24 protein-coding genes are annotated in these 21,562 nt (G+C 64.0%); 6 read left to right on the top strand and 18 right to left on the bottom strand.

Features of this window, described 5'->3' with window-relative positions; translation table 11 throughout:
• Positions 1–10 precede the first annotated feature (10 nt).
• From LO55_RS11860 to LO55_RS11825, 8 genes are all read right to left on the bottom strand, one after another.
• Positions 11–757: a hypothetical protein gene (locus LO55_RS11860; protein WP_143054506.1), complete on the bottom strand. Its 747-nt coding sequence runs from the start codon at positions 755–757 to the stop codon at positions 11–13.
• 292 nt (positions 758–1,049) lie between these two features.
• The gene (locus LO55_RS11855; protein ID WP_071361590.1) at positions 1,050–1,979 is read right to left on the bottom strand and encodes a CysB family HTH-type transcriptional regulator; all 930 of its coding nucleotides are present in this window, start codon (positions 1,977–1,979) and stop codon (positions 1,050–1,052) included.
• Positions 1,976–3,049 (bottom strand): sulfate/molybdate ABC transporter ATP-binding protein, encoded by a 1,074-nt coding sequence (locus tag LO55_RS11850; RefSeq protein WP_071361589.1) that lies wholly within the window; start codon positions 3,047–3,049, stop codon positions 1,976–1,978. The genes LO55_RS11855 and LO55_RS11850 overlap by 4 nt, the downstream gene beginning before the upstream one ends.
• Positions 3,050–3,068: 19 nt before the next feature.
• Entirely contained in the window at positions 3,069–3,974 is a 906-nt protein-coding gene (gene cysW / locus LO55_RS11845; RefSeq protein ID WP_071361588.1) for a sulfate ABC transporter permease subunit CysW, read from the bottom strand.
• Entirely contained in the window at positions 3,971–4,840 is an 870-nt protein-coding gene (gene cysT, locus LO55_RS11840; RefSeq protein ID WP_071361587.1) for a sulfate ABC transporter permease subunit CysT, read from the bottom strand. Before cysT ends, cysW begins: the two co-directional genes overlap by 4 nt.
• A 117-nt stretch (positions 4,841–4,957) precedes the next feature.
• Positions 4,958–5,731, bottom strand: a complete 774-nt coding sequence (locus tag LO55_RS11835) for a sulfite exporter TauE/SafE family protein (protein ID WP_005665757.1) — start codon at positions 5,729–5,731, stop codon at positions 4,958–4,960.
• Positions 5,732–5,931: 200 nt separating this feature from the next.
• The gene (locus LO55_RS11830; RefSeq protein ID WP_071361586.1) at positions 5,932–6,570 is read right to left on the bottom strand and encodes a peroxiredoxin; all 639 of its coding nucleotides are present in this window, start codon (positions 6,568–6,570) and stop codon (positions 5,932–5,934) included.
• Between the two features lie 56 nt (positions 6,571–6,626).
• The gene (locus LO55_RS11825) at positions 6,627–7,013 is read right to left on the bottom strand and encodes a diacylglycerol kinase (RefSeq protein ID WP_071361585.1); all 387 of its coding nucleotides are present in this window, start codon (positions 7,011–7,013) and stop codon (positions 6,627–6,629) included.
• A 151-nt stretch (positions 7,014–7,164) separates the two neighbouring features.
• On the opposite strand from LO55_RS11825, the gene LO55_RS11820 reads away from it, so the two are divergent.
• On the top strand, positions 7,165–7,950 hold the full coding sequence (locus tag LO55_RS11820) for an IclR family transcriptional regulator (protein WP_071361584.1): 786 nt from the start codon (positions 7,165–7,167) through the stop codon (positions 7,948–7,950).
• Between the two features lie 7 nt (positions 7,951–7,957).
• On the opposite strand, the gene pbpG is transcribed toward LO55_RS11820, so the two are convergent.
• The 3 genes from pbpG to LO55_RS11805 form a co-directional block, all read right to left on the bottom strand.
• Positions 7,958–9,115 (bottom strand): D-alanyl-D-alanine endopeptidase, encoded by a 1,158-nt coding sequence (gene pbpG / locus LO55_RS11815; protein ID WP_143054505.1) that lies wholly within the window; start codon positions 9,113–9,115, stop codon positions 7,958–7,960.
• 167 nt (positions 9,116–9,282) lie between these two features.
• Entirely contained in the window at positions 9,283–9,981 is a 699-nt protein-coding gene (locus tag LO55_RS11810) for a nitroreductase (RefSeq protein WP_071361583.1), read from the bottom strand.
• On the bottom strand, positions 9,978–10,886 hold the full coding sequence (locus LO55_RS11805; RefSeq protein ID WP_071361582.1) for a DMT family transporter: 909 nt from the start codon (positions 10,884–10,886) through the stop codon (positions 9,978–9,980). The genes LO55_RS11810 and LO55_RS11805 overlap by 4 nt, the downstream gene beginning before the upstream one ends.
• A 317-nt stretch (positions 10,887–11,203) precedes the next feature.
• Here LO55_RS11805 and LO55_RS11800 point away from each other — a divergent pair, with 317 nt between their 5' ends.
• Complete coding sequence (locus LO55_RS11800; protein WP_071361581.1) at positions 11,204–11,788, top strand: phasin family protein; 585 nt, start codon at positions 11,204–11,206, stop codon at positions 11,786–11,788.
• A gap of 101 nt (positions 11,789–11,889) precedes the next feature.
• On the opposite strand, the gene LO55_RS11795 is transcribed toward LO55_RS11800, so the two are convergent.
• The 6 genes from LO55_RS11795 to LO55_RS11770 all read right to left on the bottom strand — a co-directional run bounded on the left by LO55_RS11795 (position 11,890) and on the right by LO55_RS11770 (position 17,183).
• Positions 11,890–12,612 (bottom strand): ABC transporter ATP-binding protein, encoded by a 723-nt coding sequence (locus LO55_RS11795; RefSeq protein ID WP_071361580.1) that lies wholly within the window; start codon positions 12,610–12,612, stop codon positions 11,890–11,892.
• Positions 12,612–13,382, bottom strand: coding sequence for an ABC transporter ATP-binding protein (locus LO55_RS11790; RefSeq protein WP_071361579.1), 771 nt, complete (start codon positions 13,380–13,382; stop codon positions 12,612–12,614). The genes LO55_RS11795 and LO55_RS11790 overlap by 1 nt, the downstream gene beginning before the upstream one ends.
• A 26-nt stretch (positions 13,383–13,408) precedes the next feature.
• Entirely contained in the window at positions 13,409–14,620 is a 1,212-nt protein-coding gene (locus tag LO55_RS11785) for an ABC transporter permease subunit (RefSeq protein WP_071361578.1), read from the bottom strand.
• A 16-nt stretch (positions 14,621–14,636) separates the two neighbouring features.
• Complete coding sequence (locus LO55_RS11780; RefSeq protein WP_071361577.1) at positions 14,637–15,566, bottom strand: branched-chain amino acid ABC transporter permease; 930 nt, start codon at positions 15,564–15,566, stop codon at positions 14,637–14,639.
• Positions 15,567–15,753: 187 nt separating this feature from the next.
• Complete coding sequence (gene ispH, locus LO55_RS11775; protein WP_005665742.1) at positions 15,754–16,713, bottom strand: 4-hydroxy-3-methylbut-2-enyl diphosphate reductase; 960 nt, start codon at positions 16,711–16,713, stop codon at positions 15,754–15,756.
• A gap of 17 nt (positions 16,714–16,730) precedes the next feature.
• The gene (locus tag LO55_RS11770; protein WP_005665740.1) at positions 16,731–17,183 is read right to left on the bottom strand and encodes an FKBP-type peptidyl-prolyl cis-trans isomerase; all 453 of its coding nucleotides are present in this window, start codon (positions 17,181–17,183) and stop codon (positions 16,731–16,733) included.
• A 102-nt stretch (positions 17,184–17,285) separates the two neighbouring features.
• Between LO55_RS11770 and radC the strand changes: the two genes are divergently transcribed.
• The 4 genes from radC to LO55_RS11750 all read left to right on the top strand — a co-directional run bounded on the left by radC (position 17,286) and on the right by LO55_RS11750 (position 20,249).
• On the top strand, positions 17,286–17,957 hold the full coding sequence (gene radC, locus LO55_RS11765) for a RadC family protein (RefSeq protein WP_071361576.1): 672 nt from the start codon (positions 17,286–17,288) through the stop codon (positions 17,955–17,957).
• Positions 17,958–18,177: 220 nt separating this feature from the next.
• On the top strand, positions 18,178–18,414 hold the full coding sequence (rpmB, locus tag LO55_RS11760; protein WP_005665737.1) for a 50S ribosomal protein L28: 237 nt from the start codon (positions 18,178–18,180) through the stop codon (positions 18,412–18,414).
• A 13-nt stretch (positions 18,415–18,427) separates the two neighbouring features.
• Positions 18,428–18,595, top strand: coding sequence for a 50S ribosomal protein L33 (gene rpmG, locus LO55_RS11755; RefSeq protein ID WP_005665735.1), 168 nt, complete (start codon positions 18,428–18,430; stop codon positions 18,593–18,595).
• 85 nt (positions 18,596–18,680) lie between these two features.
• Entirely contained in the window at positions 18,681–20,249 is a 1,569-nt protein-coding gene (locus LO55_RS11750) for a DUF418 domain-containing protein (protein ID WP_071361575.1), read from the top strand.
• Between the two features lie 61 nt (positions 20,250–20,310).
• Here LO55_RS11750 and LO55_RS11745 read toward each other — a convergent pair whose 3' ends face one another.
• Entirely contained in the window at positions 20,311–21,522 is a 1,212-nt protein-coding gene (locus tag LO55_RS11745) for a DesA family fatty acid desaturase (protein ID WP_071361574.1), read from the bottom strand.
• Between the last annotated feature and the right edge of the window lie 40 nt (positions 21,523–21,562).

Here is a 21,562-nt window from a genome sequence, read left to right as displayed (position 1 = left end):
TCCAGTGCCGTCACAGTCCTATCTCATTATATGTAGTGACGCGCCGCCCCATTGAACATGCCGCGGTTGATTCCTTAGCCAGGCCGACGAAGTAGTGCACGCGGCCTGACACTGGTCCGTTTGGCGTATCGAATTGCTCGGCCGATCCATGGAACTCATGGGCATAGATACTACACGTCCGCTGCGCCCACTCTTCGAGTGCAGCGTATCCAACCTCAGTCGTCGCGTCGTATCCTGTTCGCCATTTGCGCAAGTCACCATTACGATCATAGGCGTAACAGCTGATGAAGCGGAACGCTTCGAAAGATTCGCGAGGCCCATCGGGAAGACAATCAAGCTCGGTGTACACACCGACCTGGATTAGTGGTACGTCGACGCCCTCATACTTTCTCCGGTCCTGTTCCAGAAAGCTGAGTAATGGCTGCAGACTACTCTGTACCCGACTGTAGTGTTTCAACTCAATGGCGCACACCCGTGCAAAGTCGTCGTCCAGCACCATGATGTCAACGCTGCGGCCGTTCTTCGACAAACCGCCGAGACTGGAAGCAAAGCTGTGCAGGCGATACTCCAGCACGGCATTCTGGTCTCTGGACTTCAGATAGGCGAGCAGTTCACCTTGAATGGTACGCTCGGGATTGCCAACGCAGGCCGTGCGCAGCAGACTGCCTTTCATGTCAGCCGCTCTCGGCAGAGATCCGAATCCGCTGCGCTGCGCAAAGAAAGCCGTCACCAAATTGAAGACATGGGTGGCCGACATGAACGATTGTAGATGGATGGGCATTAGTGTGGAAATATGCGAACTATGAATTGTCAGACCGTGCGTACGCGTTTGCAGGGGCCGCATTGACTGCGGCCCCAAGCAACACAAATCATATGCTACCTTGTTAGACACACATGGCCCAGCAACCAGGCCATGGACGATACAGGTAGATAGCGTCCAACACGCTTTCTAATTCGATTGTTGCTTTTGATTACACTGGCTGTTCGTAGGCAAGGCAGGAGAGCGTCAGACTGCATGGTGCAAAGCTGCATCCATTCCTGGCATAGCACTACTCCGCCGTCGCGATCGCCTTCTCGATATCCGCCCGCGTATACCCTTGCGCGAAACGCTCGATGAAGTGGAAGGCATACGCCCGCAGGTAGGAGCCGCGCCGCACCGCCAGGCGCGTCACGTTCTGCGCGAACAGGTGCGAGGCCTCGATCGCGCGCAGGCCCTTGTCGCGGCCATGATCGAAGGCCATCGAGGCGACGATGCCGACGCCCAGCCCCAGCGACACGTACTGCTTGATGACGTCCGAATCCATCGCGGTGAGCACGATGTCCGGCGCCAGCCCGGCTTCGACGAAAGCGGCGTCGATGTGGCTGCGGCCGGTGAAGCCGACGTCATAGGTGATCAGGGGATGCTCGGCCAGGTCTTCGAGGCGCAGCGGCGTCTTGCTGGCGAAGATCGGGTGCCCCTCGGGCGCCACCACCAGGTGGCTCCAGCGGTAGCACGGGAAGGACACCAGGTCGGGGAAGGCCGACAGGCCTTCGGTCGCGATCCCGATGTCGGCCTTGCCCGAGGCCACCCATTCGGCGATGTGCTCGGGCGCGCTTTGCTGCAGGGCGATGCGCACATTGGGGAAGGCGGCGCGGAACGACTGCACCACCTGCGGCAGCGCGTAGCGCGCCTGGGTATGGGTGACGGCGACGGTGAGCGTGCCGCTATCTTGCGCGGCGTATTCGCGGCTGGCCTGCTGCAGGTTCTCGGCCTCGACCAGCAGCTTTTCGACGATGCGCAGGATGCCCTTGCCCGGCGGCGTGAGGCCGGTCAGGCGCTTGCCGTTGCGCTCGAAGATGACCACGCCCAGCTCTTCCTCGAGCTCGCGGATCTGGCGCGACACGCCCGGCTGCGAGGTGAACAGGGCGTTGGCGACTTCGGTCAGGTTGAAATCGCGCCGGGCCGCTTCGCGGACCGAGCGCAGCTGCTGGAAGTTCATATCGCGTTTCCTTCGTCGACGAACACTTCGATGCGGCGCGGACGCACGACCAGCGTCTCGCCCTCTTTCAGGCCCAGGCTGGCGAAGCGCTCGTTCGGCATCACCGCCTCGATCAGCTGCTGGTTGTCGGCGCGCTCCAGGTCGAGCTGGGCCAGCGGGCCGATCGCATGCGCGCGGCGCAGCTTGGCCACCACGCCCGCGGCGCCGGGCGTGTAGCGCTCGACGTCCAGGTCGTGCGGGCGCACGTAGCCGATGCCGGCGCCATCCACCACGCCGGCGTGCTGCGGCGCCTGGAAACGCACGTCGCCGCTGGCCAGCACGCCGTCGTTGACGCGGCCGTGGAACAGGTTGACGTTGCCCAGGAAGCCGTACACGAAGGGCGAAGCCGGGTTGTTGTACACCTGGTCCGGGCTGCCCAGCTGCTCCACGCGGCCCTTGTTCATCAGGACCACCTGGTCGGCCACCTCGAGCGCCTCTTCCTGGTCGTGGGTGACGAAGATCGAGGTCACGTGCAGTTCGTCGTGCAGGCGGCGCAGCCAGCGGCGCAGTTCCTTGCGCACCTTGGCGTCAAGCGCGCCGAACGGTTCGTCCAGCAGCAGCACGCGCGGTTCGACCGCGAGCGCGCGCGCCAGGGCGATGCGCTGGCGCTGGCCGCCCGAGAGCTGCGGCGGATAGCGGTCGGCGATCCAGTCGAGCTGCACCAGCTCGAGCAGCTTCTTGACCTTCTCGCGGATCTGGGCTTCGCTCGGGCGCTCCTTGCGCGGCTTGACGCGCAGGCCGAAGGCGACGTTCTCGAACACGGTCATGTGCTTGAACAGCGCATAGTGCTGGAACACGAAGCCGACCTGGCGCTCGCGCACGTGGCGGTGCGAGGAATCCTGGCCGTCGAGCAGCACGGATCCGGAATCCGGGTATTCGAGGCCGGCGATGATGCGCAGCAGCGTGGTCTTGCCGCAGCCCGAAGGCCCCAGCAAGGCGGTCAGCTCGCCGTCGGGGAACTGCAGCGAAACGTCGTCGAGCGCCGTGAACTGGCCGAACTGCTTGCGGATATGTTGTACTTCGATCGTCATGCGTGGCTCCGGCGTTGTTTCAGTGAGGGGCGTCCGTCGAAGCCTTACGGGCTTCGTGCAGGCGCCATTCGATAAAGGACTTGACGGCCAGGGTCACCAGGGCGAGCAGCGCCAGCAGCGATGCGACGGCGAAGGCGGCCGTGAAGTTGTATTCGTTGTAGAGGATTTCGACGTGCAGCGGCATCGTGTTGGTCTCGCCGCGGATGTGGCCCGACACCACCGACACCGCGCCGAACTCGCCCATCGCACGGGCGTTACACAGGATCACGCCATACAGCAGGCCCCATTTGATGTTCGGCATCGTCACGCGCCAGAAGGTCGACCAGCCCGAGGCGCCCAGCACCAGCGCGGCTTCTTCTTCCTCCGTGCCCTGCTGCTGCATCAGCGGAATCAGTTCGCGCGCCACGAACGGGAAGGTGATGAACACCGTGGCCAGCACGATGCCCGGCACCGCGAACAGGATCTTGATGTCGTGCTCCGCCAGCCATGGGCCGAACCAGCCCGAGGCGCCGAACAGCAGCACGTACATCAGGCCCGCGATCACCGGCGAGATCGAGAACGGCAGGTCGATCAGGGTCAAGAGGATGCTCTTGCCGCGGAATTCGAACTTGGCGATGGCCCACGCCGCCGCCACGCCGAACACCAGGTTCAGCGGCACCGAGATCACGGCCGCGATCAGGGTCAGCTTGATCGCCGACACCGCGTCCGGATCCAGGATCGATTCGACGTACAGCTCCCATCCTTTCTTGAGCGCCTCGGTGAACACCGCCGCCAGCGGGATGAACAGGAACAGCGTCAGGAAGATCAGCGCGACGGCGATCAGCGCCGCGCGCACCCAGCGCGGCTCGAGCACGCTGGTGTCGAGGCGCTTGTTGTTGGCGGCGCGCTTCGCAGGCTGCGCCAGGTTGTCGAGGACCGCGCTCATGCCTTGCCCGCCCGTTTGCGCGTCCACGCCTGAAGAAGGTTAATCGCCAGCAGCAGGATGAAGGAGAACACCAGCATCACCACCGCGATCGCGGTCGCTCCGGCATAGTCGTACTGCTCCAGCTTGGAGATGATCAGGAGCGGCGTGATCTCGGACACCATCGGCAGGTTGCCGGCGATGAAGATGACGGAACCGTATTCGCCGGTGGCGCGGGCGAAGGCCAGCGCAAAGCCGGTCAGGAGCGCCGGCACGATGGTCGGCAGCACCACGCGGATGAAGGTCTGCAGCGGCGGCGCGCCCAGGCTGGCGGCGGCTTCCTCGAGTTCGCGCTCGGCTTCTTCTAGCACCGGCTGCACCGTGCGCACGACGAACGGCAGGCCGATGAAGGTCAGCGCCACCACCACGCCCAACGGCGAGAAGGCCACCTTGATGCCCAGCTCGGCCAGGTACTGGCCGATCCAGCCGTTGTGGGCGTACAGCGCGGTGAGCGTGATGCCGGCCACCGCGGTGGGGAGCGCGAACGGCAGGTCGACCAGGGCGTCGATCAGGCGCTTGCCGGGGAACTGGTAGCGCACCAGCACCCAGGCGACGATGCCGCCGAAGACGACGTTGATGGCGGCCGCGATCAGGGACGCGCCGAAACTCAGGCGGTAGGACGCCACCACGCGCTCGGACGTGACGGTCGCCCAGAAATCGGCCCAGCTCATGCTGGACGTCTTGAGGAACACCGCCGACAGCGGGATGAGGACGATCAGCGCCAGGTAGAACAGCGTGAAGCCCAGCGAAATGCCGAAGCCGGGGATGACCCGGCCTGGCCGCTTGGGCTTGGTTGCTGCCGCGTTGCCCGGCAATGCAAGCGAAGTCATGCGAGTCCTTATTACAAATTCTTCTATCGGACTCGAATATTCTCACGCTATGTTCATAAAGCAAACGAAAGAATACTTATTTGCATAGACAGTAATTGCTATTTGGTAGAGCGCAATTTACAAGACGAGCTTGGCCGCGACCGCCGTCAGGGTGGTGGCCAGCAAGGCGCGCAAGAAGCGCTCCGGCACGGCGCGCGCCGCCATGGCGCCGAGGGTGATGCCGGGCAGCGAACCGACGAGCAGGGTCAGCAGCAGCATCCAGTCGATCGAGCCGAGCCACCAATGGCCGAGCGCGGCGATGGCGGTCAGCGGGACCGCGTAGGCGATGTCGGTGCCGGCCACTTCGGCCGGGCTCAGCTTTGGATACAGGAACACCAGCAAGGTCGCGCCGATGGCGCCGGCGCCGATCGAGGACACCGTCACCAGCACGCCCAGCACGGCGCCCGAGATGATGGTGGCCGCCGCCAGGCCGCGGCCCTGCAGCTGGCGTTCCGGGTGGGCGTGGATCCAGGCCAGCAGGCGGCTGCGCAGCAGCAGCGCCACCACGGTCAGCATCACCGAGACGGCGATCGTGTAGCGGATCACCTGCCCCAGCTGTTCGCTGAGCGCGCCGAAATGGTTGAGCGCGATCGCCGCCAGCACGGCCGCCGGCAGCGCCCCCAGGCACAGGCGGCCGACGATCTGCCATTGCACGGTGCGGGTGAAGCGGTGGGTGATGGTGCCGGCGCTCTTGGTGATCGCGGCGAAGGCGAGGTCAGTGCCGACCGCGACCGATGGCGAGACGCCGAACAGCAGGGTCAGCAAGGGCGTCATCAGCGAGCCGCCACCGACCCCGGTCATGCCGACCAACAAACCTACCGCGAATCCTGCCATCACATACGTCATCGACATGCCGAGCTCTCCTGTGGAGCACAGGGTAAGGCGCGGGCTGCCGTTTTCCAAACGACAGCTTTCTCATTTGCTTATGCAGAGATATTCGTCCGACGACGATGATCATCGCGAGTTTGTTGCCTGGATACCACGAAAAAACGGCGAACCCAGGTTCGCCGTCTTGTGGTACACCCGGGCAAGCTTCGCCCGTGCGCTGCCGCTTACTTGTTCGGCTGCGGCGTCAGGCGCAGGTAAGGACGCGGCGCCTCGAAGCCTTTCGGGTACTTCTGCTTGATGACTTCGGGATCGGTGACGGTCAGCGGGATGATGACCGGGTCGCCATCCTTCCAGTTGCCCGGCGTGGCGACGGTGTAGCCGTCGGTCAGCTGCAGGGCGTCGATCACGCGCAGCACTTCATCGAAGTTGCGGCCGGTGCTCATCGGGTAGGTGATGATCAGGCGCACTTTCTTGGCCGGGTCGATCACGAACAGCGAGCGCACGGTGGCGGTGGCCGAGGCGTTCGGGTGGATCATGTCGTACAGCCCGGACACGGTCTTGTCGGCGTCGGCCACGATCGGGAAGCCGACCACGGTTTGCTGGGTTTCCTCGATGTCCTTGATCCAGTCGACGTGCTTGTCGGCCGGGTCGACCGACAGCGCGATCGCCTTGACGTTGCGCTTGTCGAACTCCGGCTTGAGCTTGGCGGTCAGGCCCAGTTCGGTCGTGCACACCGGCGTGAAGTCGGCCGGGTGCGAGAACAGCACCACCCAGGAATCGCCCGCCCACTCGTGGAAGCGGATCTTGCCGATGCTGGAATCCTGCTCGAAATCGGGAGCGGTGTCGCCGAGGCGTAAGGTCATAGTCTTCTCCATGGTTGATTCATACAGCGCCGTCCGCGGACGACGCAACGCAAAGCCTACATAAAGCGGTTGTACAGCACGACGGCCCAGGTGGCGCCCGCCAGCAGCAGGGTCAGCGCCACCGCGGCGCTGCCCAGGTCCTTGGCCGCCTTGGACAGCGGATGGCGCTCCAGCGAGATGCGGTCGACCACCGCTTCGATCGCCGAATTGATCAGCTCGACCACCAGCACCACGACCAGCACGCCGACCAGGGCCAGCTTCTGGAAGCCGGACACCGGCAACAGCAGCGCCACCACGCCGGCGATGACGATCACCACGACCTCTTGCCGGAACGCCGCTTCGCTGCGCCAGGCCCAGCGCAGGCCGTCCCAGGTGTTGCGGCAGGCGGCGCCGATGCGCTCCAGGCCGCGCAAGGTCTTGAATTCGCTGATCGGGTTTTCCATCGTTCTTGGCATTCCAACATGCAGGAACGACATTATGCCCCGTCCGCGCACAAGCATGTGGCAAGTTGGCCCGCGACGCAAGCCGCCGGTTTGCATGGTCTTTTCACATCATGGTATAAAGAGAACGATACTGCACTGCACCAACCACATCATGAAAATGGAAACCCCTACTCCAGCCAAGACGTCGATCCAGGTCATCGAACGCATGATGGCGCTGCTCGATGCGTTGGCGAGCTATACCGATCCGGTCAGCCTCAAGGAATTGTCGCGGGTATCTGGATTGCATCCCTCGACCGCGCACCGCATCCTCAACGACATGGTCGTCACGCGCTTCGTCGACCGGGTCGAGCCGGGCACCTACCGTCTCGGCATGCGCCTGCTGGAGCTGGGCAATGTGGTCAAGAGCCGGCTGTCGGTGCGCGAAGCGGCGCTCGACGCCATGCGCGCCCTGCACCGCAAGACCCAGCAGACGGTCAACCTGTCGGTGCGCCAGGGCGACGAGATCGTCTATATCGACCGCGCCTTCTCGGAGCGCTCCGGCATGCAGGTGGTGCGCGCCATCGGCGGGCGCGGCCCGCTGCACCTGACCTCGACCGGCAAGCTGTTTTTATCCGTCGACGACGTCAAGGCGATCCGCGCCTATGCCACCCGCACGGGGCTGGCCGGCCACACGCGCAATTCGATCACCGAACTGGCGCGGCTGGAACGCGAACTGAGCCTGGTGCGGGCGCGCGGCTATGCGCGCGACAACGAGGAACTGGAACTGGGCGTGCGCTGCATGGCGGCCGGCATCCATGACGACAGCGGCAAGCTGGTGGCGGGATTGTCGATCTCGGCGCCGGCCGACCGCTTGCAGGAAGACTGGCTCGAAGACCTGGTGCAGACGGCGTCGCGGATTTCGTCGACGCTGGGTTACCGGCCGGTCGCGCCGGTGTGATCAAGGATTAATGCAATGCCGGCGCGCTGGCCGTGATGGTCGGCGTGCGCACCGCATCGACGTCCATGCGGTCCGGCAGCGACTCGATCCAGCGGCGGATGCGGCCGGCGTCGGCCGTGCGCGACATCTTGCCTTTCGAATCCAGGAACACCATCACCACATTGCGGCCATGGATCATGGCCTGCATCACCAGGCAGCGTCCCGCTTCGTTGATGAAGCCGGTCTTTTGCAGGCCGATGTTCCAGTCGGGCAGCGACACCAGGTAGTTGGTGTTCGCGTAATGCATGGTGCGGCCGCTGGCCTTCACGGTCGATTTCGGCGTGGTGGAGAATTCGCGCAGCAGCGGGTCTTCGTGGGCCGCCATCACCAGCTTGACGAGGTCGCGCGCGCTCGAGACGTTGCGGCTCGACAGGCCGCTGGAATCGACGTAATGGGTGTCCATCATGCCGAGCTGGCGCGCCTTGGCGTTCATCGCGGCGACGAAGGCCTCGATGCCGCCCGGGTAGTTGCGGCCCAGCGCCGAGGCGGCGCGGTTCTCGGAACTCATGAGGGTGATGTGCAGCAGTTCGCGCCGCGTCATGCGCGCGCCGACCGGCAGCCGCGAGCTGCTGTACTTCAGGCGGTCGACGTCGGCGTCGGTGACGCGCAGCACTTCGTCGAGGTCTTGCTTGGCTTCCATGACGACCATGCCGGTCATCAGCTTGGTGATCGAGGCGATCGGCAGCGCGACGTTGGCGTTCTTTTCGAACAGCACTTCGGCGCTGTTCTGGTCGACCACGTAGGCGACGCTGGAACGCAGGGACAGCGGATCGTCGGTCTTGTTCAGGCCGGCCCTGTCGCCGGCCGTCGCCACCGCCGCCACGGCGACGGCGCCCGCCGCGGCGCGGGCCGGGTGGTAGGTGACGACGCGCTTGCCGTTGACGGTGCGGACCCGGCGCACCATGCGCTGGCCGTTGTCGCCGGCGCTGGCGACTTCCTTGCGCTTCCTGGCGGTCTTTTTCGCCTTCGCTTTGCGCTTGGGCTTTTTCTTGGCAGCCTTGGCAGGCTTGGACTTCTGCGCTTGTTCGGTCGCGCCCGCTCCTGCGCCCGCCCCGGCACCGGATGCCTGCATTGGTGCAATAGCGAACAACGCGGCGGCAACTGCAGCCAAAGCAAGTTTAAACATCGAAACGCCCCTGGACCAAACCGATGAGATACAGATGAAAGTGTAGCGGAACGACGCTCGATCGCAAGAGAAAAGAACATTCCGTGCGGAAATAATCCGCGAAAACCAACACCTCCCCTGAATTCAAACTTTCGTTTGATATCAATGAGATATTGTTGGTTATTACTTTACTCCATGAAGCGGGCGAACACGTGGCTGGGTTCGCGCTCGGTTTCCAGGGTGTTCTCGATCCGCGCCGGATCGGCCCAGCCCAGCGCCATGCCGCACACGACCATCTCGTTCGCCGGCAGCCCGAGTTCGGCCGCGATGATCCGATGATACTGCGTAAAGGCGGCTTGCGGACAGGTGTCGAGTCCCCTCGCCCGCGCCGCTACCATGATGTTCTGCAAGAACATCCCGTAATCGAGCCAGGAGCCCTGCTCCATGATGCGGTCGATGGTGAAGATCATCCCGACCGGCGCATCGAAGAAGGTGAAGTTGCGCCCATGCTGGGCCGCCATGCCGGCCTTGTCGTCGCGCGTCAGGCCCAGCAGGCCATACAAATCCCAGCCGACCTTGCGGCGCCGGTCGATGTACGGCGACACCCATTCGCGCGGATAGTAGGGATATTCCTCCTGGTGCTGGGCGGCCTGCTCGGGGTCGGCATACGCCGCCAGGATCGCGCTTGACAGGCGCGCGCGCGCGGCGCCGGTCAGCACATGGACTTTCCACGGCTGGGTGTTGGTGCCGGACGGCGCGCGCGCCGCCACGTCCAGGATGCGGGCGACGTCTTCGCGCGCGACCGGCTTGTCCAGGAAGGCGCGGATCGAACGGCGCGAGGTGATGGCGGCGTCGACGGCCGCCTGGCCAGGATTCTCGATGGTCATGTGGTCTCCGGTGGTTTGCGCACGACGAAGGCGACGCCGGTGACGGCCACCGCCATGCCCGCCAGGCCGAGCGCGTTGAAGGCTTCGCCGAACAGCAGCCAGGCCATGATGGCGGTGGTCGGCGGGGTCAGGTACATCAGGCTGGTCACCTCGGTGGCCTGGCTGCGCCCGATGAGTTTGAACAGCAGGAAGATGGCGCCGATCGACAGCGCGAACACCGACCACAGCCAGGCGATGACGAAGTCGGCGCTCCAGGTAACCGTCGAGAACGCCGGGTCGAGGTCTTCCAGCCACACCGCGATCGGCGCCAGCACCAGCACCGTGGCCCCGAACTGAATCGCGGTGCCGCTGCGCAGGTCGAAACGCGGGCAGAAGCGGCGCTGGTACATGGTGCCGGCCGTGATGCAGAGCAGCGCGAACACGCACAGGCCGAGGGCGGCGGGCGACAGCCCGGCCAGGCCCAGCTTGGCGTAGACCACCAGCGCCACGCCGGACAGGCCGAGCAGCAGGCCCAGCCACTGGATCGGCCGCACCCGCTCGCCGATCAGCGGCGCGCAAGCGGCGGTGAGGATCGGCTGCATGCCCACGATCAGGGCGGTCAGTCCCGCCGGCATGCCGAGCTTGATGGCGGCCCACACGCCGCCCAGGTAGCCCGCCTGCAGCAGCACGCCGGCCACGGCGAGATGCAGGACCTGGCCGCGCGGCCATGGCGCGCGCCAGAGCAGCATCAACGGCAGCAGCACCGCCAACACGCCCAGGCAGCGCAGGATGAGGAAGGTCAGCGGCGGCGCATACGGCAGGCCGAGCTTGGCGACGATGAATCCCGTACTCCAGAGGAAGACGAAGAACAGCGGCACGGGCGACAGCCAGGAGCTGCCGGGCATGGAAGTGGCGTGGGTCGACATGATGCTGGCAATGCGCGCTGCACGGCATTGAATAAATCGCAAGCGTCGAGTCTAGCATGTCTCTACCATGGAGTTTTGACCGGCTGAAAGATGCACAGATTTTGCGCGAGATCAATTGACTTTTATTGCATTAAATGCATTCTAGAAAATTATGTATCTTGGATGGTGCGTCGCATCAAAAACGCTTGACGCTTCAAACGAACTGACAGAAAATCTGCCCTGTTGCGGTGCACAAAAAGAGTTTCGTTGCGTTTTAATGAAGAACCTGTCTCACAGAGCAATAGTCCATTCTTGAAACGACATATTTGGAGAGCCACATGTTTGCAATCCCTGAACAATTTTCGAACGCTACCAAGGCCAGCCTCGATTCGCAATTCGCCCTGTTTTCGGCACTGACCTCGAAGACCTTCGAAGGCGTGGAAAAGCTGGTTGAACTGAACATCAGCACCGCACGCTCGACCCTGGAAGATTCGTCGGCCGCCGCTCGCCAGCTGCTGGGCGCCAAGGACCCGCAAGAATTCTTCTCGCTGACCGCCGCGCAGGCGCAGCCGAACGCCGAGAAAGCCCTGTCGTACAGCCGCCAGCTGGCCTCGATCGCCACCGGCACCGGCGCCGAATTCTCGAAAGCCGCCGAAAGCCAGATCGTCGAAGCCAACCGCAAGGTCATCTCGCTGGTCGACGAAGTGAGCAAGAACGCCCCGGCCGGCTCGGAAAGCTTCGTCGCCGCCGTCAAGACCGCGATCAGCAACGCCAACGCCGGCTACGAGCAATTCAGCAAGACCTCCAAGCAGGCGGTCGAAGCGCTCGAAAGCAATATGAACGCCGCCGTGTCGCAATTTTCTGCGACTGCTGCTAAAGCTGGCAATGCTGCCAGCGCTGCCACGGCTGCCGCTGCGGCCTAAGCTGCGGCTGGTGAAGTAATAAGCCAAGACAAAAAGCCGACAGACGCAATCGCGTCTGTCGGCTTTTTGTCGTTCGCGCGCCGCTCACGCGGTCGGTGGCGTCACTCGCCCAGGTATGCCGCCTGCACCCGCGGATCGTCGAGCATGTCGCGCGCATTGCCGGTCATGGTGATCGCGCCCGACTCCATCACGTAGCCGCGGTGCGCGGCCTGCAGCGCCAGCTTGGCGTTCTGCTCCACCAGCAGGATCGTGATGCCCTGCCGCGACACGTCGCGGATCACCTCGAAGATCTTCTCGACCATGATCGGCGCCAGGCCCATCGACGGCTCGTCCAGCAACAGCAGGGTCGGATGGCACATCAATGCGCGCGCCATCGCCAGCATCTGCTGCTCGCCGCCCGACAGGGTGCCGGCCAGCTGGCTGGACCGCTCTTTCAGGCGCGGGAAGACGGTGTACCACTTCTCGATGTCGGCATCGATCGCGGCCTTGTCGTCACGGGTATAGGCGCCCATCAACAGGTTTTCGTGGATCGACATGCGGGTGAACACGCCCCGCCCTTCCGGCACCATGGCCAGCTTCTGGCGCACCATCCGGAACGACTGCGTGCCGCCGAGCGGCTGGCCGAGATACTCGATCGTCCCCTCGACCTTGCACGGCGGGAGGGTGCCGGTGATGGCCTTCAGGGTCGTGGTCTTACCGGCGCCGTTGGCGCCGATCAGCGTCACCAGCTCGCCTTTCGCCACCTCCAGGTCGACGCCTTTGACCGCCTTGATGCCGCCGTAGGCGACCTTCAGGCCGGCGATTTTCAGAACGGGATGGAGCATCAGTGGGCACCTCCAAGGTAGGCGTCGATCACGGCCTGGTTCTTCTGGATCTCGCTTGGCAAGCCTTCGGCGATCTGCTTGCCGTATTCGAGCACCGTGATGCGGTCGCACAGGCCCATCATGAGCTTGACGTCGTGCTCGATCAGCAGCACGGTCCGGCCCTCGGCCTTGATTTTCACGAGCAGCTCGCGCAGCGCCAGCTTTTCGGTGGCGTTCATGCCGGCCGCCGGTTCGTCCAGCGCCAGCAGCTGCGGATCGGTGGCGAGCGCGCGCGCGATTTCCAGGCGGCGCTGGTCGCCATAGGACAGGAATTTGGCGGTGCGGTTGGCGAATTGGCCGATGCCGACGAAGTCGAGCAGTTCCTGCGCGCGCAGGCGGATCGCGGCTTCTTCTTCGCGCGCCGCCTTGTGGCGCAGGATCGCGCCCAGCACGCCCTGTTTGGTGCGCACGTGGCGCCCGACCATCACGTTCTCGAGCGCGCTCATCTCGCCGAACAGGCGGATGTTCTGGAAGGTGCGGGCGATGCCCGCCCTGGCCACGTCATGCGGCGCCGATGGCGAATAGGGTTTGCCGGCCAGCTCGAAGGTGCCGCTGTCCGGTTGATAGAGGCCCGTGATCACGTTGAAGAACGTGGTCTTGCCGGCGCCGTTGGGGCCGATCAGGCCATAGATCTGGCCCTGCATGATCCGGATGCCGACGTCGGTCAGCGCCTGCAGGCCGCCGAAGCGTTTATTGACGCCCTGGATATTCAGGAGGATTTGTTCGCTCATGGTCTGCTCATGTATCTGTACACTCATCAGGCGGTCGACGCTTTTTCTTCCTCGCGCGCCAGGGCGGCGTTGGGACGCTCTTCCCTGTTCGGCGACGGCCACAGGCCGGCCGGGCGGATCAGCATGATCAATACCAGGGCCAGGCCGTACAGCAGCTGGCGCAGCACCTCGGCCTCGATGATCACCTTGCCGAACACGGCCTGTTGAAGCGGATCGACCACGTGGCGCAGCACCTCGGGCAAAGCCGCCAGCAGCACGCCGCCCAGCACCACGCCCGGAATGTGGCCGATGCCGCCCAGGACCACCATCGCCAGCACCGCGATCGACTCGGTCAGCGAGAACGACTCGGGCGACACGAAACCCTGGAAGGCGCCGAACATCGCGCCGGCCACGCCGCCGAACGACGCGCCCATGGCGAAGGCCAGCAGCTTGACGTTGCGGGTATTGATGCCCATCGCCTTGGCCGCGATCTCGTCTTCGCGGATCGCCACCCAGGCCCGGCCCAGGCGCGAATGCTGCAGGCGGCCGGTGATGAAGATCGTCGCGATCACCATGGCCAGGAACAGGAAGTAATAGGCGTTCACCGACGGCATCGCATAGTCGCCGATCATGACGTTGGCGCCGGAGCCCGGCTCGCCCGCCAGCGACACCCCGAACACGCGGATCGGGTCGATCATATTGATCCCCTGCGGCCCGTTGGTGAAATTGATCGGGTCGTTCAGGTTGTTCATGAAGATGCGGATGATCTCGCCGAAGCCGAGCGTCACGATGGCGAGGTAGTCGCCGCGCAGCTTGAGGGTCGGGGCGCCCAGCAGCGCGCCGCACAGCGCGGCGCACAACGCCGCCAGCGGCACGATGGCCCACAGCGACAGGTGGATGCCGTTGGCGGCGATCTCGGGTCCGAAGAAGGCCACCAGCGCTTCGCCGAGCGCCGGCGAATAATAGATGAGCGACTCCAGCAGCGCCGCGAACTGCGGCGACGAGAACAGGCCGACCAGGTAGGCGCCGACCGCGAAGAAGGCGATATAGCCCAGGTCGAGCAGGCCCGCGAAGCCGACCACGATGTTCAGGCCCAGCGCCAGCATGATGTACAGCAGCGCGATGTCGATGATGCGCACCCACGAGTTGCCGAATTGCGAGGCGACAAACGGGAAGATCAGCATCAGGATCAGGACGGCCGCCATGCTGATATAGGCCTGGCGCGGCTTGTGCCGGGTGTCGAAGGTCAGGAGTGCCATGGTGTGCTCCTCGTGCTCAGGCGCGGTCGGCCACGCGTTCGCCCATGATGCCGGACGGACGCAGGGTGAGGACCAGGATCAGCACCACGAAGGCGAAGATGTCCTGGTAGTGGCTGCCGAGGAAGCCGCCGGTCAGGTCGCCGATGTAGCCGGCGCCGAGCGCCTCGATGATCCCCAGCAGCAGGCCGCCGAGCATGGCGCCGTAGATGTTGCCGATCCCGCCCAGCACTGCGGCGCAGAAGGCCTTCAGGCCCGGCAGCACGCCCATGGTGAAGGTGATCGAGGCATAGTTGGCGCCCCACATCACGCCGGCGACGGCCGCCAGCGCGGCGCCGATGGCGAAGGTGGCGACGATCACGCGGTTCGCGTCCACGCCCATCAGGCCGGCCACGCGCGGGTTTTCGGCCACGGCGCGCATCGCGCGGCCCATCCTGGTGCGCTCGACCAGCAGCACCAGGGCGCCCATGGCGACGGCCGCCAGCACCAGCAGCAGCACTTGCGTCTGCGAGATCATGGCGCCGCCGATCATGATCGGTTCGGACGACAGCAGTTGCGGGAACGGCAGCGGGCTGCGGCCCCAGATCATCATGGCGAAGGTCTGCAACAGGATCGAGACGCCGATCGCCGTGATCAGCGGCGCCAGGCGCGGCGCATGGCGCAGGCGGCGGTAGGCGACGCGCTCGATCAGGATGCTGACCAGCATGGTGAGGGGAATCGCGCCGAGGATGGCGGCCGCCAGCTGGACATAGCCCGGCAGGCCGGGAACATAAGCCTCGAGCAATTGCAGGATCGTCAGGCCGATCATGGCGCCGATCATCAGCACGTCACCGTGGGCGAAGTTGATCAGGTTGAGCACGCCGTACACCATCGTGTAGCCGAGCGCGACCAGCGCATACATACTGCCCAGCACCAGGCCGTTCAGCAGCTGTTGAATAAAGGTTTCCATCGTTCTGCCTGTGTATTTTTGCCTTGCAAAAAAACGGCACCGCGGGATCCCTCCCGAAGTGCCGCTCATGGTTGGCTACCATGACAATTTTCCGAGCGCCGCCATCATAACTTGGCTGTTGGAAAACTTATCACGGTAAATCCGTGCAGTAGCAAATTTTGTTTTCTGTGTGTACGAGAAATAAAGTTCAGGCTGCTGGCGAAGATGGCTCAGGACGTACGCCGTCCAGGCCTTTCGGCAGCGGGAAGGTCACGTGTTCTTCGACCCCTTCCAGCGCGCGCACGCTGGCCGCGCCGAGTTCTTTCAGGCGGTCGATCACGGCCTGCACCAGCACCTCGGGCGCCGAGGCGCCGGCGGTCACGCCGATCCGCTTCTTGCCCGCGATCCAGCTGGGGTCGATCTTGCTCGCGTTGTCGACCATATACGCCGGCGTGCCCATTTTTTCGGCCACTTCGCGCAGGCGGTTCGAGTTCGAGCTGTTCGGGCTGCCCACGACGACCACGACCTCGACCTGCGGCGCCATGAACTTCACGGCTTCCTGGCGGTTGGTGGTGGCGTAGCAGATGTCGCCCTTCTTCGGCTCGATGATGTTCGGGAAGCGCGCCTTGAGCGCCGCGATGATGTCCAGGGTGTCGTCGACCGACAAGGTGGTCTGCGACACGTAGGCCAGCAGTTCGGGATTACGCACCTGCAGTTTCTGCACGTCCTCGACCGTCTCGACCAAGTGCATGCCTTCTTCGGCCTGGCCCATGGTGCCTTCCACTTCCGGGTGGCCGTCGTGGCCGATCATGATGATCTCGGCGCCTTGCTTCCTCATCTTGGCGACTTCGACGTGGACCTTGGTCACCAGCGGGCAGGTGGCGTCGAAGATGGTGAGCCCGCGCGCCTCAGCGTCGGCGCGCACGGCCTTCGAGACGCCGTGGGCCGAGAACACCAGCGTGTTGCCGGGCGGGACGTCTTCGAGTTCCTCGATGAAGATCGCGCCCTTGGCGCGCAGGTCTTCGACCACGTAGGCGTTGTGCACGATCTCGTGGCGCACATAGATCGGCGCGCCGAACTGTTTCAGGGCGCGCTCGACGATCTCGATCGCGCGGTCCACGCCGGCGCAGAAGCCGCGCGGCTGGGCCAGCAGAATTTCGTTTTCCATCATTGTTCCTGTCGTCCTTACAGAACCGAAATCAGTTTCACTTCGAATTGCAGGGCGCGGCCGGCCATCGGGTGGTTGAAGTCGAACAAGGCCGCATCGTCGCGCAATTCCAGCAGCACGCCGGCGAAGCGACCGCCCTTCGGCGCGTTGAACTCGACCACCTCGCCCACGTTGTATTCCGTGCCCGGCACCGAGTTTTCTTCCAGCGTGGCTTTCGATACCGACTGGATCAGCTCCGGGTTACGCTCGCCGAACGCTTGTGCAGCGCTGAGCTCGAAAGTCTGGTGCGTGCCTTCCGGCAGGCCGATCAGGCGCGCCTCGAGGAACGGCGCCAACTGGCCCTGGCCCAGCAGCAAGGTGGCGGGCGTGCCATTGAAGGTCGTGACCACATCCGAACCACCGGCAACTGCCAGACGGTAATGCAGGGTCAGGTAAGAGGATTCGTTGACGACGGGAGCAGCGTTGGACATGTTCTTTGTGGTGACGGGCATACCTGATCAGGCAAACCGCTATTGTAAGCCACGCGCGCCGCTTGCGCCTTGGCTGCCTCTTTTTTTGGCGAGGAATCAAACATGGGAATTTGCGATTGGCCCGAACAAGACCGTCCGCGCGAGCGCCTGCTGCGCGATGGACCGCATGCGCTGTCGGATACCGAATTGCTGGCGATCTTCCTGCGCGTGGGCGTGGCGGGAAAAAGCGCGGTGACGCTGGCGGGCGACACGCTGGCGCACTTCGGCTCGCTGCACCGGCTGCTGCATGCCGAATCGAGCGAGTTCGGCCGGCTGCACGGCCTGGGGCCGGCCAAGTATGCGCAGCTGCAGGCGGCGCTCGAGCTGGCGCGGCGCGCGGTGGCCGAGCAGTTCCGGCGCGAGGCGCTGTGCTCGCCCGAGGCGGTGCGCCAGTACCTGCGCAGCCAGTTCGCGCTGCAGACCCATGAATCGTTCATGGTGCTGTTCCTGGACGTGAAGAATCGCCTGATCAATTGCGAGGAAATGTTCAGAGGCACGCTCACGCATACGAGCGTCTATCCAAGAGAGGTGGTCAAGGCGGCGCTGCGCAGGAATGCCGCGGCGGTGATCCTGGCCCACAACCACCCGTCCGGCGTGGCCGAGCCGAGCGAAGCCGACCTGCGCCTGACCAGCGCGCTGGTACAGGCGCTGTCGCTGGTCGACATCCGGGTGCTGGACCACTTCGTGGTGGCGGGCAACCAGGTGCATTCCTTTGCCGAGAATGGGCAGTTGTGACCGATAAACCTCGGCAGCGCCTCGCCCGCGTCCTTACATGGGCTGTCAGGTTTGTTTGAAATTACACAGCGTAAACAGCGAGTTACGACGCTCAGCGGGAATTGTTAAATTTTTCGATCAAGAAAAGACACCATTGTTTTTCGTAAGTGATTGATTCCGCTTTGCTTTTCACGCTATACTCTCGTTTTTCCAATTCTGGAACATATTTAAGGAGTGCACTATGGCACGTGTTTGCCAAGTAACCGGCAAGGGTGTGATGGTTGGTAACAACGTCTCCCACGCTAACAACAAAACGAAGCGTCGTTTCCTGCCTAACCTGCAGAACCGCCGTATCTACGTCGAATCCGAAAACCGCTGGGTTTCGCTGCGTCTGTCGAACGCCGGCCTGCGCGTGATCGACAAGCTCGGCATCGACGCCGTGCTGGCCGACATGCGCGCCCGTGGCGAAAAAGTTTAATTAGGGAGCTATCATGGCAAAAACTGGCCGCGACAAAATCAAGCTGGAATCGACCGCAGGTACCGGTCACTTCTACACCACCACCAAGAACAAGCGCACGATGCCGGCGAAGATGGAAATCACCAAATTCGACCCGAAAGCACGTAAGCACGTGATCTACAAGGAAACCAAGATCAAGTAATCGATCTTGTCTTCTTGACGAAGCCGCCGGCGCGCAAGCCCGGCGGCTTTTTTGTCGTCCCGCCGATCCGCGCTACCATCGGGGGATGACCAGTCCGCCTGCCTCCTCCCCCTTCATTCCCATTCCCAGCCAGGACCGTCTCGATGCCCTCGATGTCTTGCGCGGCTTCGCGCTGATCGGCATCTGCATCGCCAACGTCGAATTCTTCAACCGTCCCGTGGCCGAATCCGGCAACGGCATCCCGGCCGGGCTGCACGGCCTGGACTGGCTGGTCGCCTTTGTCGTCGCTTATGTTGTCAGCGGCAAGTTCTGGACCATTTTCTCGCTGCTGTTCGGCATGGGTTTCGCCCTGATGCTGGAACGGGCGCGCACGGCCGGGCGTCCCTTCCTGCCCGCCTATGGCCGCCGGATCGCCGTCCTCGGCCTGTTCGGCCTGCTGCACTACCTGCTGCTGTGGAGCGGCGACATCCTGATCAGCTATGCGATCGGCGCGCTGGCCCTGATGCTGATGCTGTTCGCGAGAGCCCGCCCAATGATCGGCGTCCTGGCCGCCTGTTTCGTGCTGGCCCAGTTGCCGGGCTTCGGCTTCGCCGGCTGGCTGGTCACGCCGCTCGTGTTCGCCGGCCTGGTGGGCGTCTACCTGCGCGCCGAACGGCGTGCGTTGTTTCCACTGGTGGCGATCGTCCCGGGCAGCCTGATGCTGCTGGCGGCCATCCTGAATATCGTCGGCGGCGAGGACGATATGGGGGCGCTGCTGGCGATCGGCGGCGCCCTCGTACTGCTCGGCCTGCTGGCCTGGGGCTTTGTTCAGCCAGAACGAGCACGGCCGCTGCGCGCCGGCGTCGCGATCTTCGTGCTCACCTATGGCCTCACCGCGCTCGACGGCGCCATGCGCCACTACGCGCCCCAGTCGGGACCAGTCTCCAGCGTCACCAGCGCAGAGACCGATAGCGCGTCCGCCACCCTGTTGCAATACCGCGAGCGCACCGCGCGCAGCATCGAAGAGAAGGAGGTGCTCACCAACGGCAGCTATGCGGATGCGGTCGCGATGCGCCTGGGCCACCTGGCGGCGCGGATGCGCGACGAAACCGGCTTCGTGGTGGTCGGTGTGAGCGTGTTCCTGGTCGGGGTCTGGTTCGTGCGCTCCGGCGTGATCGCCAATGCCGGACATCATCTGCCGCTGTTGCGGCGCCTGGCCGCGGGCGGGATCGTGTTCGGGGTCGGGCTGGGCCTGCTCAGCAGCCTGATCAGCACCGGACGTCCTGCCGGCGTCGACGATGGCGGCTATGACCTGGCGAACGCCTTGATGACGATGGGCAGCCTGCCGGCCTCGCTCGGCTACGTCGCGGCGGTGCTGCTGGCCCTGTACAGCCACGGCGTGCTGGCCCGGGTGCGCGTCCTGGCGCCATTTGGGCGCATGGCGCTGAGCAATTACCTGATGCAGTCGCTCGTGTTTTCCCTGCTGTTCTACGCCTACGGCCTGGGATGGTGGGGCATCGGCAGGACCGAGCAGCTCGGCATCGCCCTGCTGCTGTGCGCGCTGCAGATCGTGTTCAGCCACTGGTGGCTGGCGCGTTTCCAGTACGGGCCGCTCGAATGGGTGTGGCGGGCGCTGACTTACCTGACCTGGCCGCCGATGCGGCGCGGCGCGTAAGGCAGGAACGACAACGGCTTCCGAAGAAGCCGTTGTTGTTACCATCTACCGACCGCCAGGATCAGGCATAGGTGCGCAGGCGGATCGAAAAGTCCTGCAGCGCCTTGATCTTCGATGCTTCGGCGCGGTTGCACCAATCCTGCAGCTGGTGCAGCAGTTGGTCGCGGGTCGAATGCGAACGTTCCCAGATCGCGCCCAGTTCGACGCGCATCGTGTGCATGGTCTCCAGCGCCTTGCTGTGCTGGAACAGCTCGACCAGTTGCTGCTTCTGCGACGATTCGAGCTTGGCCGGCTCGCGCTGCATCAGCTTGCGCGAGCTTTTCAGGAAGCGCGATTCCAGCTGCGCCTTGTGCTTGAGGTGCTCGAATTCTTCGTGGAAAGCGTGACGCACCGACTTGGCGTATTTCGCCATCACGTCGTAGCGGTTGGCGATCACCGACTGCAGGGTGTCGAAGTCGGCTTGCGCCTTGTTCTTGGCCAGCTTCGGCTTCGGCGCCACCTTCTTCACCTTGGCCAGGCCGACCATCTCGAGCATGCGGATATAGCCCCAGCCCAGGTCGAATTCATACCACTTGCTCGACAGCTTGGCCGAGGTGGCATAGGTGTGGTGGTTGTTGTGCAGCTCTTCGCCACCGATCAGGATGCCCCACGGGAAAATATTGGTCGCCGCATCGTTGCAATCGTAGTTGCGGTAACCCCACCAGTGGCCCAGGCCATTGATGATGCCGGCCGCCGTGATCGGGATCCACATCATCTGGATCGCCCACACGGTCAGGCCGATCACGCCGAACAGGGCGACGTTGATCACCAACAGCGACGCCACGCCCAGCGTGCTGCGGCCGGTGTACACATGGCGCTCGATCCAGTCGTCCGGCGTGCCATGGCCATATTTGTCCATGGTTTCCTTGACCTTGCTTTCGGCGCGGTACAGCTCGGCGCCTTCGAACAGCACCTTGCGGATGCCGCGCGTCTGCGGGCTGTGCGGGTCTTCTTCGGTGTCGCACTTGGCGTGGTGCTTGCGGTGGATCGACGCCCATTCCTTGGTGACCTGGCCGGTGGTCAGCCACAGCCAGAAGCGGAAGAAGTGGCTTGGAATCGGATGCAGGTCGAGCGCACGGTGCGCCTGGTGACGATGCAGGTAGATCGTCACGGCGGCGATCGTGATATGGGTGACCACCAGCGTATAGATCACGACTTGCCATGCCGAGAAATCGAGCAGGCCGGTGGACAGGAACGACAGCACGGCGTGCAGGGCGTCGTCAAAGAAATTCATTCAGTCTCCAAAGGGCTTATCCAATGTGCAACCACTGTGA

Origin of the sequence: Massilia timonae (assembly GCF_001866515.1) — a bacterium.
GTDB lineage: Bacteria > Pseudomonadota > Gammaproteobacteria > Burkholderiales > Burkholderiaceae_D > Telluria > Telluria timonae.
The sequence above is the reverse complement of the archived record's forward strand: the minus strand, read 5'-3'. Positions and strand labels throughout refer to the sequence as shown.

Coding starts and splice junctions, on each gene's coding strand:
- rpmG (WP_005665735.1), top strand. CDS start 18,428: ATGGCAAAAACTGGCCGCGACAAAATCAAGCTGGAATCGACCGCAGGT.
- LO55_RS11745 (WP_071361574.1), bottom strand. CDS start 21,522: ATGAATTTCTTTGACGACGCCCTGCACGCCGTGCTGTCGTTCCTGTCC.
- LO55_RS11855 (WP_071361590.1), bottom strand. CDS start 1,979: ATGAACTTCCAGCAGCTGCGCTCGGTCCGCGAAGCGGCCCGGCGCGAT.
- LO55_RS11850 (WP_071361589.1), bottom strand. CDS start 3,049: ATGACGATCGAAGTACAACATATCCGCAAGCAGTTCGGCCAGTTCACG.
- LO55_RS11780 (WP_071361577.1), bottom strand. CDS start 15,566: ATGGAAACCTTTATTCAACAGCTGCTGAACGGCCTGGTGCTGGGCAGT.
- LO55_RS11860 (WP_143054506.1), bottom strand. CDS start 757: ATGTCGGCCACCCATGTCTTCAATTTGGTGACGGCTTTCTTTGCGCAG.
- LO55_RS11795 (WP_071361580.1), bottom strand. CDS start 12,612: ATGCTCCATCCCGTTCTGAAAATCGCCGGCCTGAAGGTCGCCTACGGC.
- LO55_RS11800 (WP_071361581.1), top strand. CDS start 11,204: ATGTTTGCAATCCCTGAACAATTTTCGAACGCTACCAAGGCCAGCCTC.
- LO55_RS11825 (WP_071361585.1), bottom strand. CDS start 7,013: ATGGAAAACCCGATCAGCGAATTCAAGACCTTGCGCGGCCTGGAGCGC.
- ispH (WP_005665742.1), bottom strand. CDS start 16,713: ATGGAAAACGAAATTCTGCTGGCCCAGCCGCGCGGCTTCTGCGCCGGC.
- LO55_RS11770 (WP_005665740.1), bottom strand. CDS start 17,183: ATGTCCAACGCTGCTCCCGTCGTCAACGAATCCTCTTACCTGACCCTG.
- radC (WP_071361576.1), top strand. CDS start 17,286: ATGGGAATTTGCGATTGGCCCGAACAAGACCGTCCGCGCGAGCGCCTG.
- LO55_RS11830 (WP_071361586.1), bottom strand. CDS start 6,570: ATGACCTTACGCCTCGGCGACACCGCTCCCGATTTCGAGCAGGATTCC.
- pbpG (WP_143054505.1), bottom strand. CDS start 9,115: ATGTTTAAACTTGCTTTGGCTGCAGTTGCCGCCGCGTTGTTCGCTATT.
- cysT (WP_071361587.1), bottom strand. CDS start 4,840: ATGACTTCGCTTGCATTGCCGGGCAACGCGGCAGCAACCAAGCCCAAG.
- LO55_RS11820 (WP_071361584.1), top strand. CDS start 7,165: ATGAAAATGGAAACCCCTACTCCAGCCAAGACGTCGATCCAGGTCATC.
- cysW (WP_071361588.1), bottom strand. CDS start 3,974: ATGAGCGCGGTCCTCGACAACCTGGCGCAGCCTGCGAAGCGCGCCGCC.
- LO55_RS11750 (WP_071361575.1), top strand. CDS start 18,681: ATGACCAGTCCGCCTGCCTCCTCCCCCTTCATTCCCATTCCCAGCCAG.
- LO55_RS11810 (WP_071361583.1), bottom strand. CDS start 9,981: ATGACCATCGAGAATCCTGGCCAGGCGGCCGTCGACGCCGCCATCACC.
- LO55_RS11785 (WP_071361578.1), bottom strand. CDS start 14,620: ATGGCACTCCTGACCTTCGACACCCGGCACAAGCCGCGCCAGGCCTAT.
- LO55_RS11805 (WP_071361582.1), bottom strand. CDS start 10,886: ATGTCGACCCACGCCACTTCCATGCCCGGCAGCTCCTGGCTGTCGCCC.
- LO55_RS11790 (WP_071361579.1), bottom strand. CDS start 13,382: ATGAGCGAACAAATCCTCCTGAATATCCAGGGCGTCAATAAACGCTTC.
- LO55_RS11835 (WP_005665757.1), bottom strand. CDS start 5,731: ATGTCGATGACGTATGTGATGGCAGGATTCGCGGTAGGTTTGTTGGTC.
- rpmB (WP_005665737.1), top strand. CDS start 18,178: ATGGCACGTGTTTGCCAAGTAACCGGCAAGGGTGTGATGGTTGGTAAC.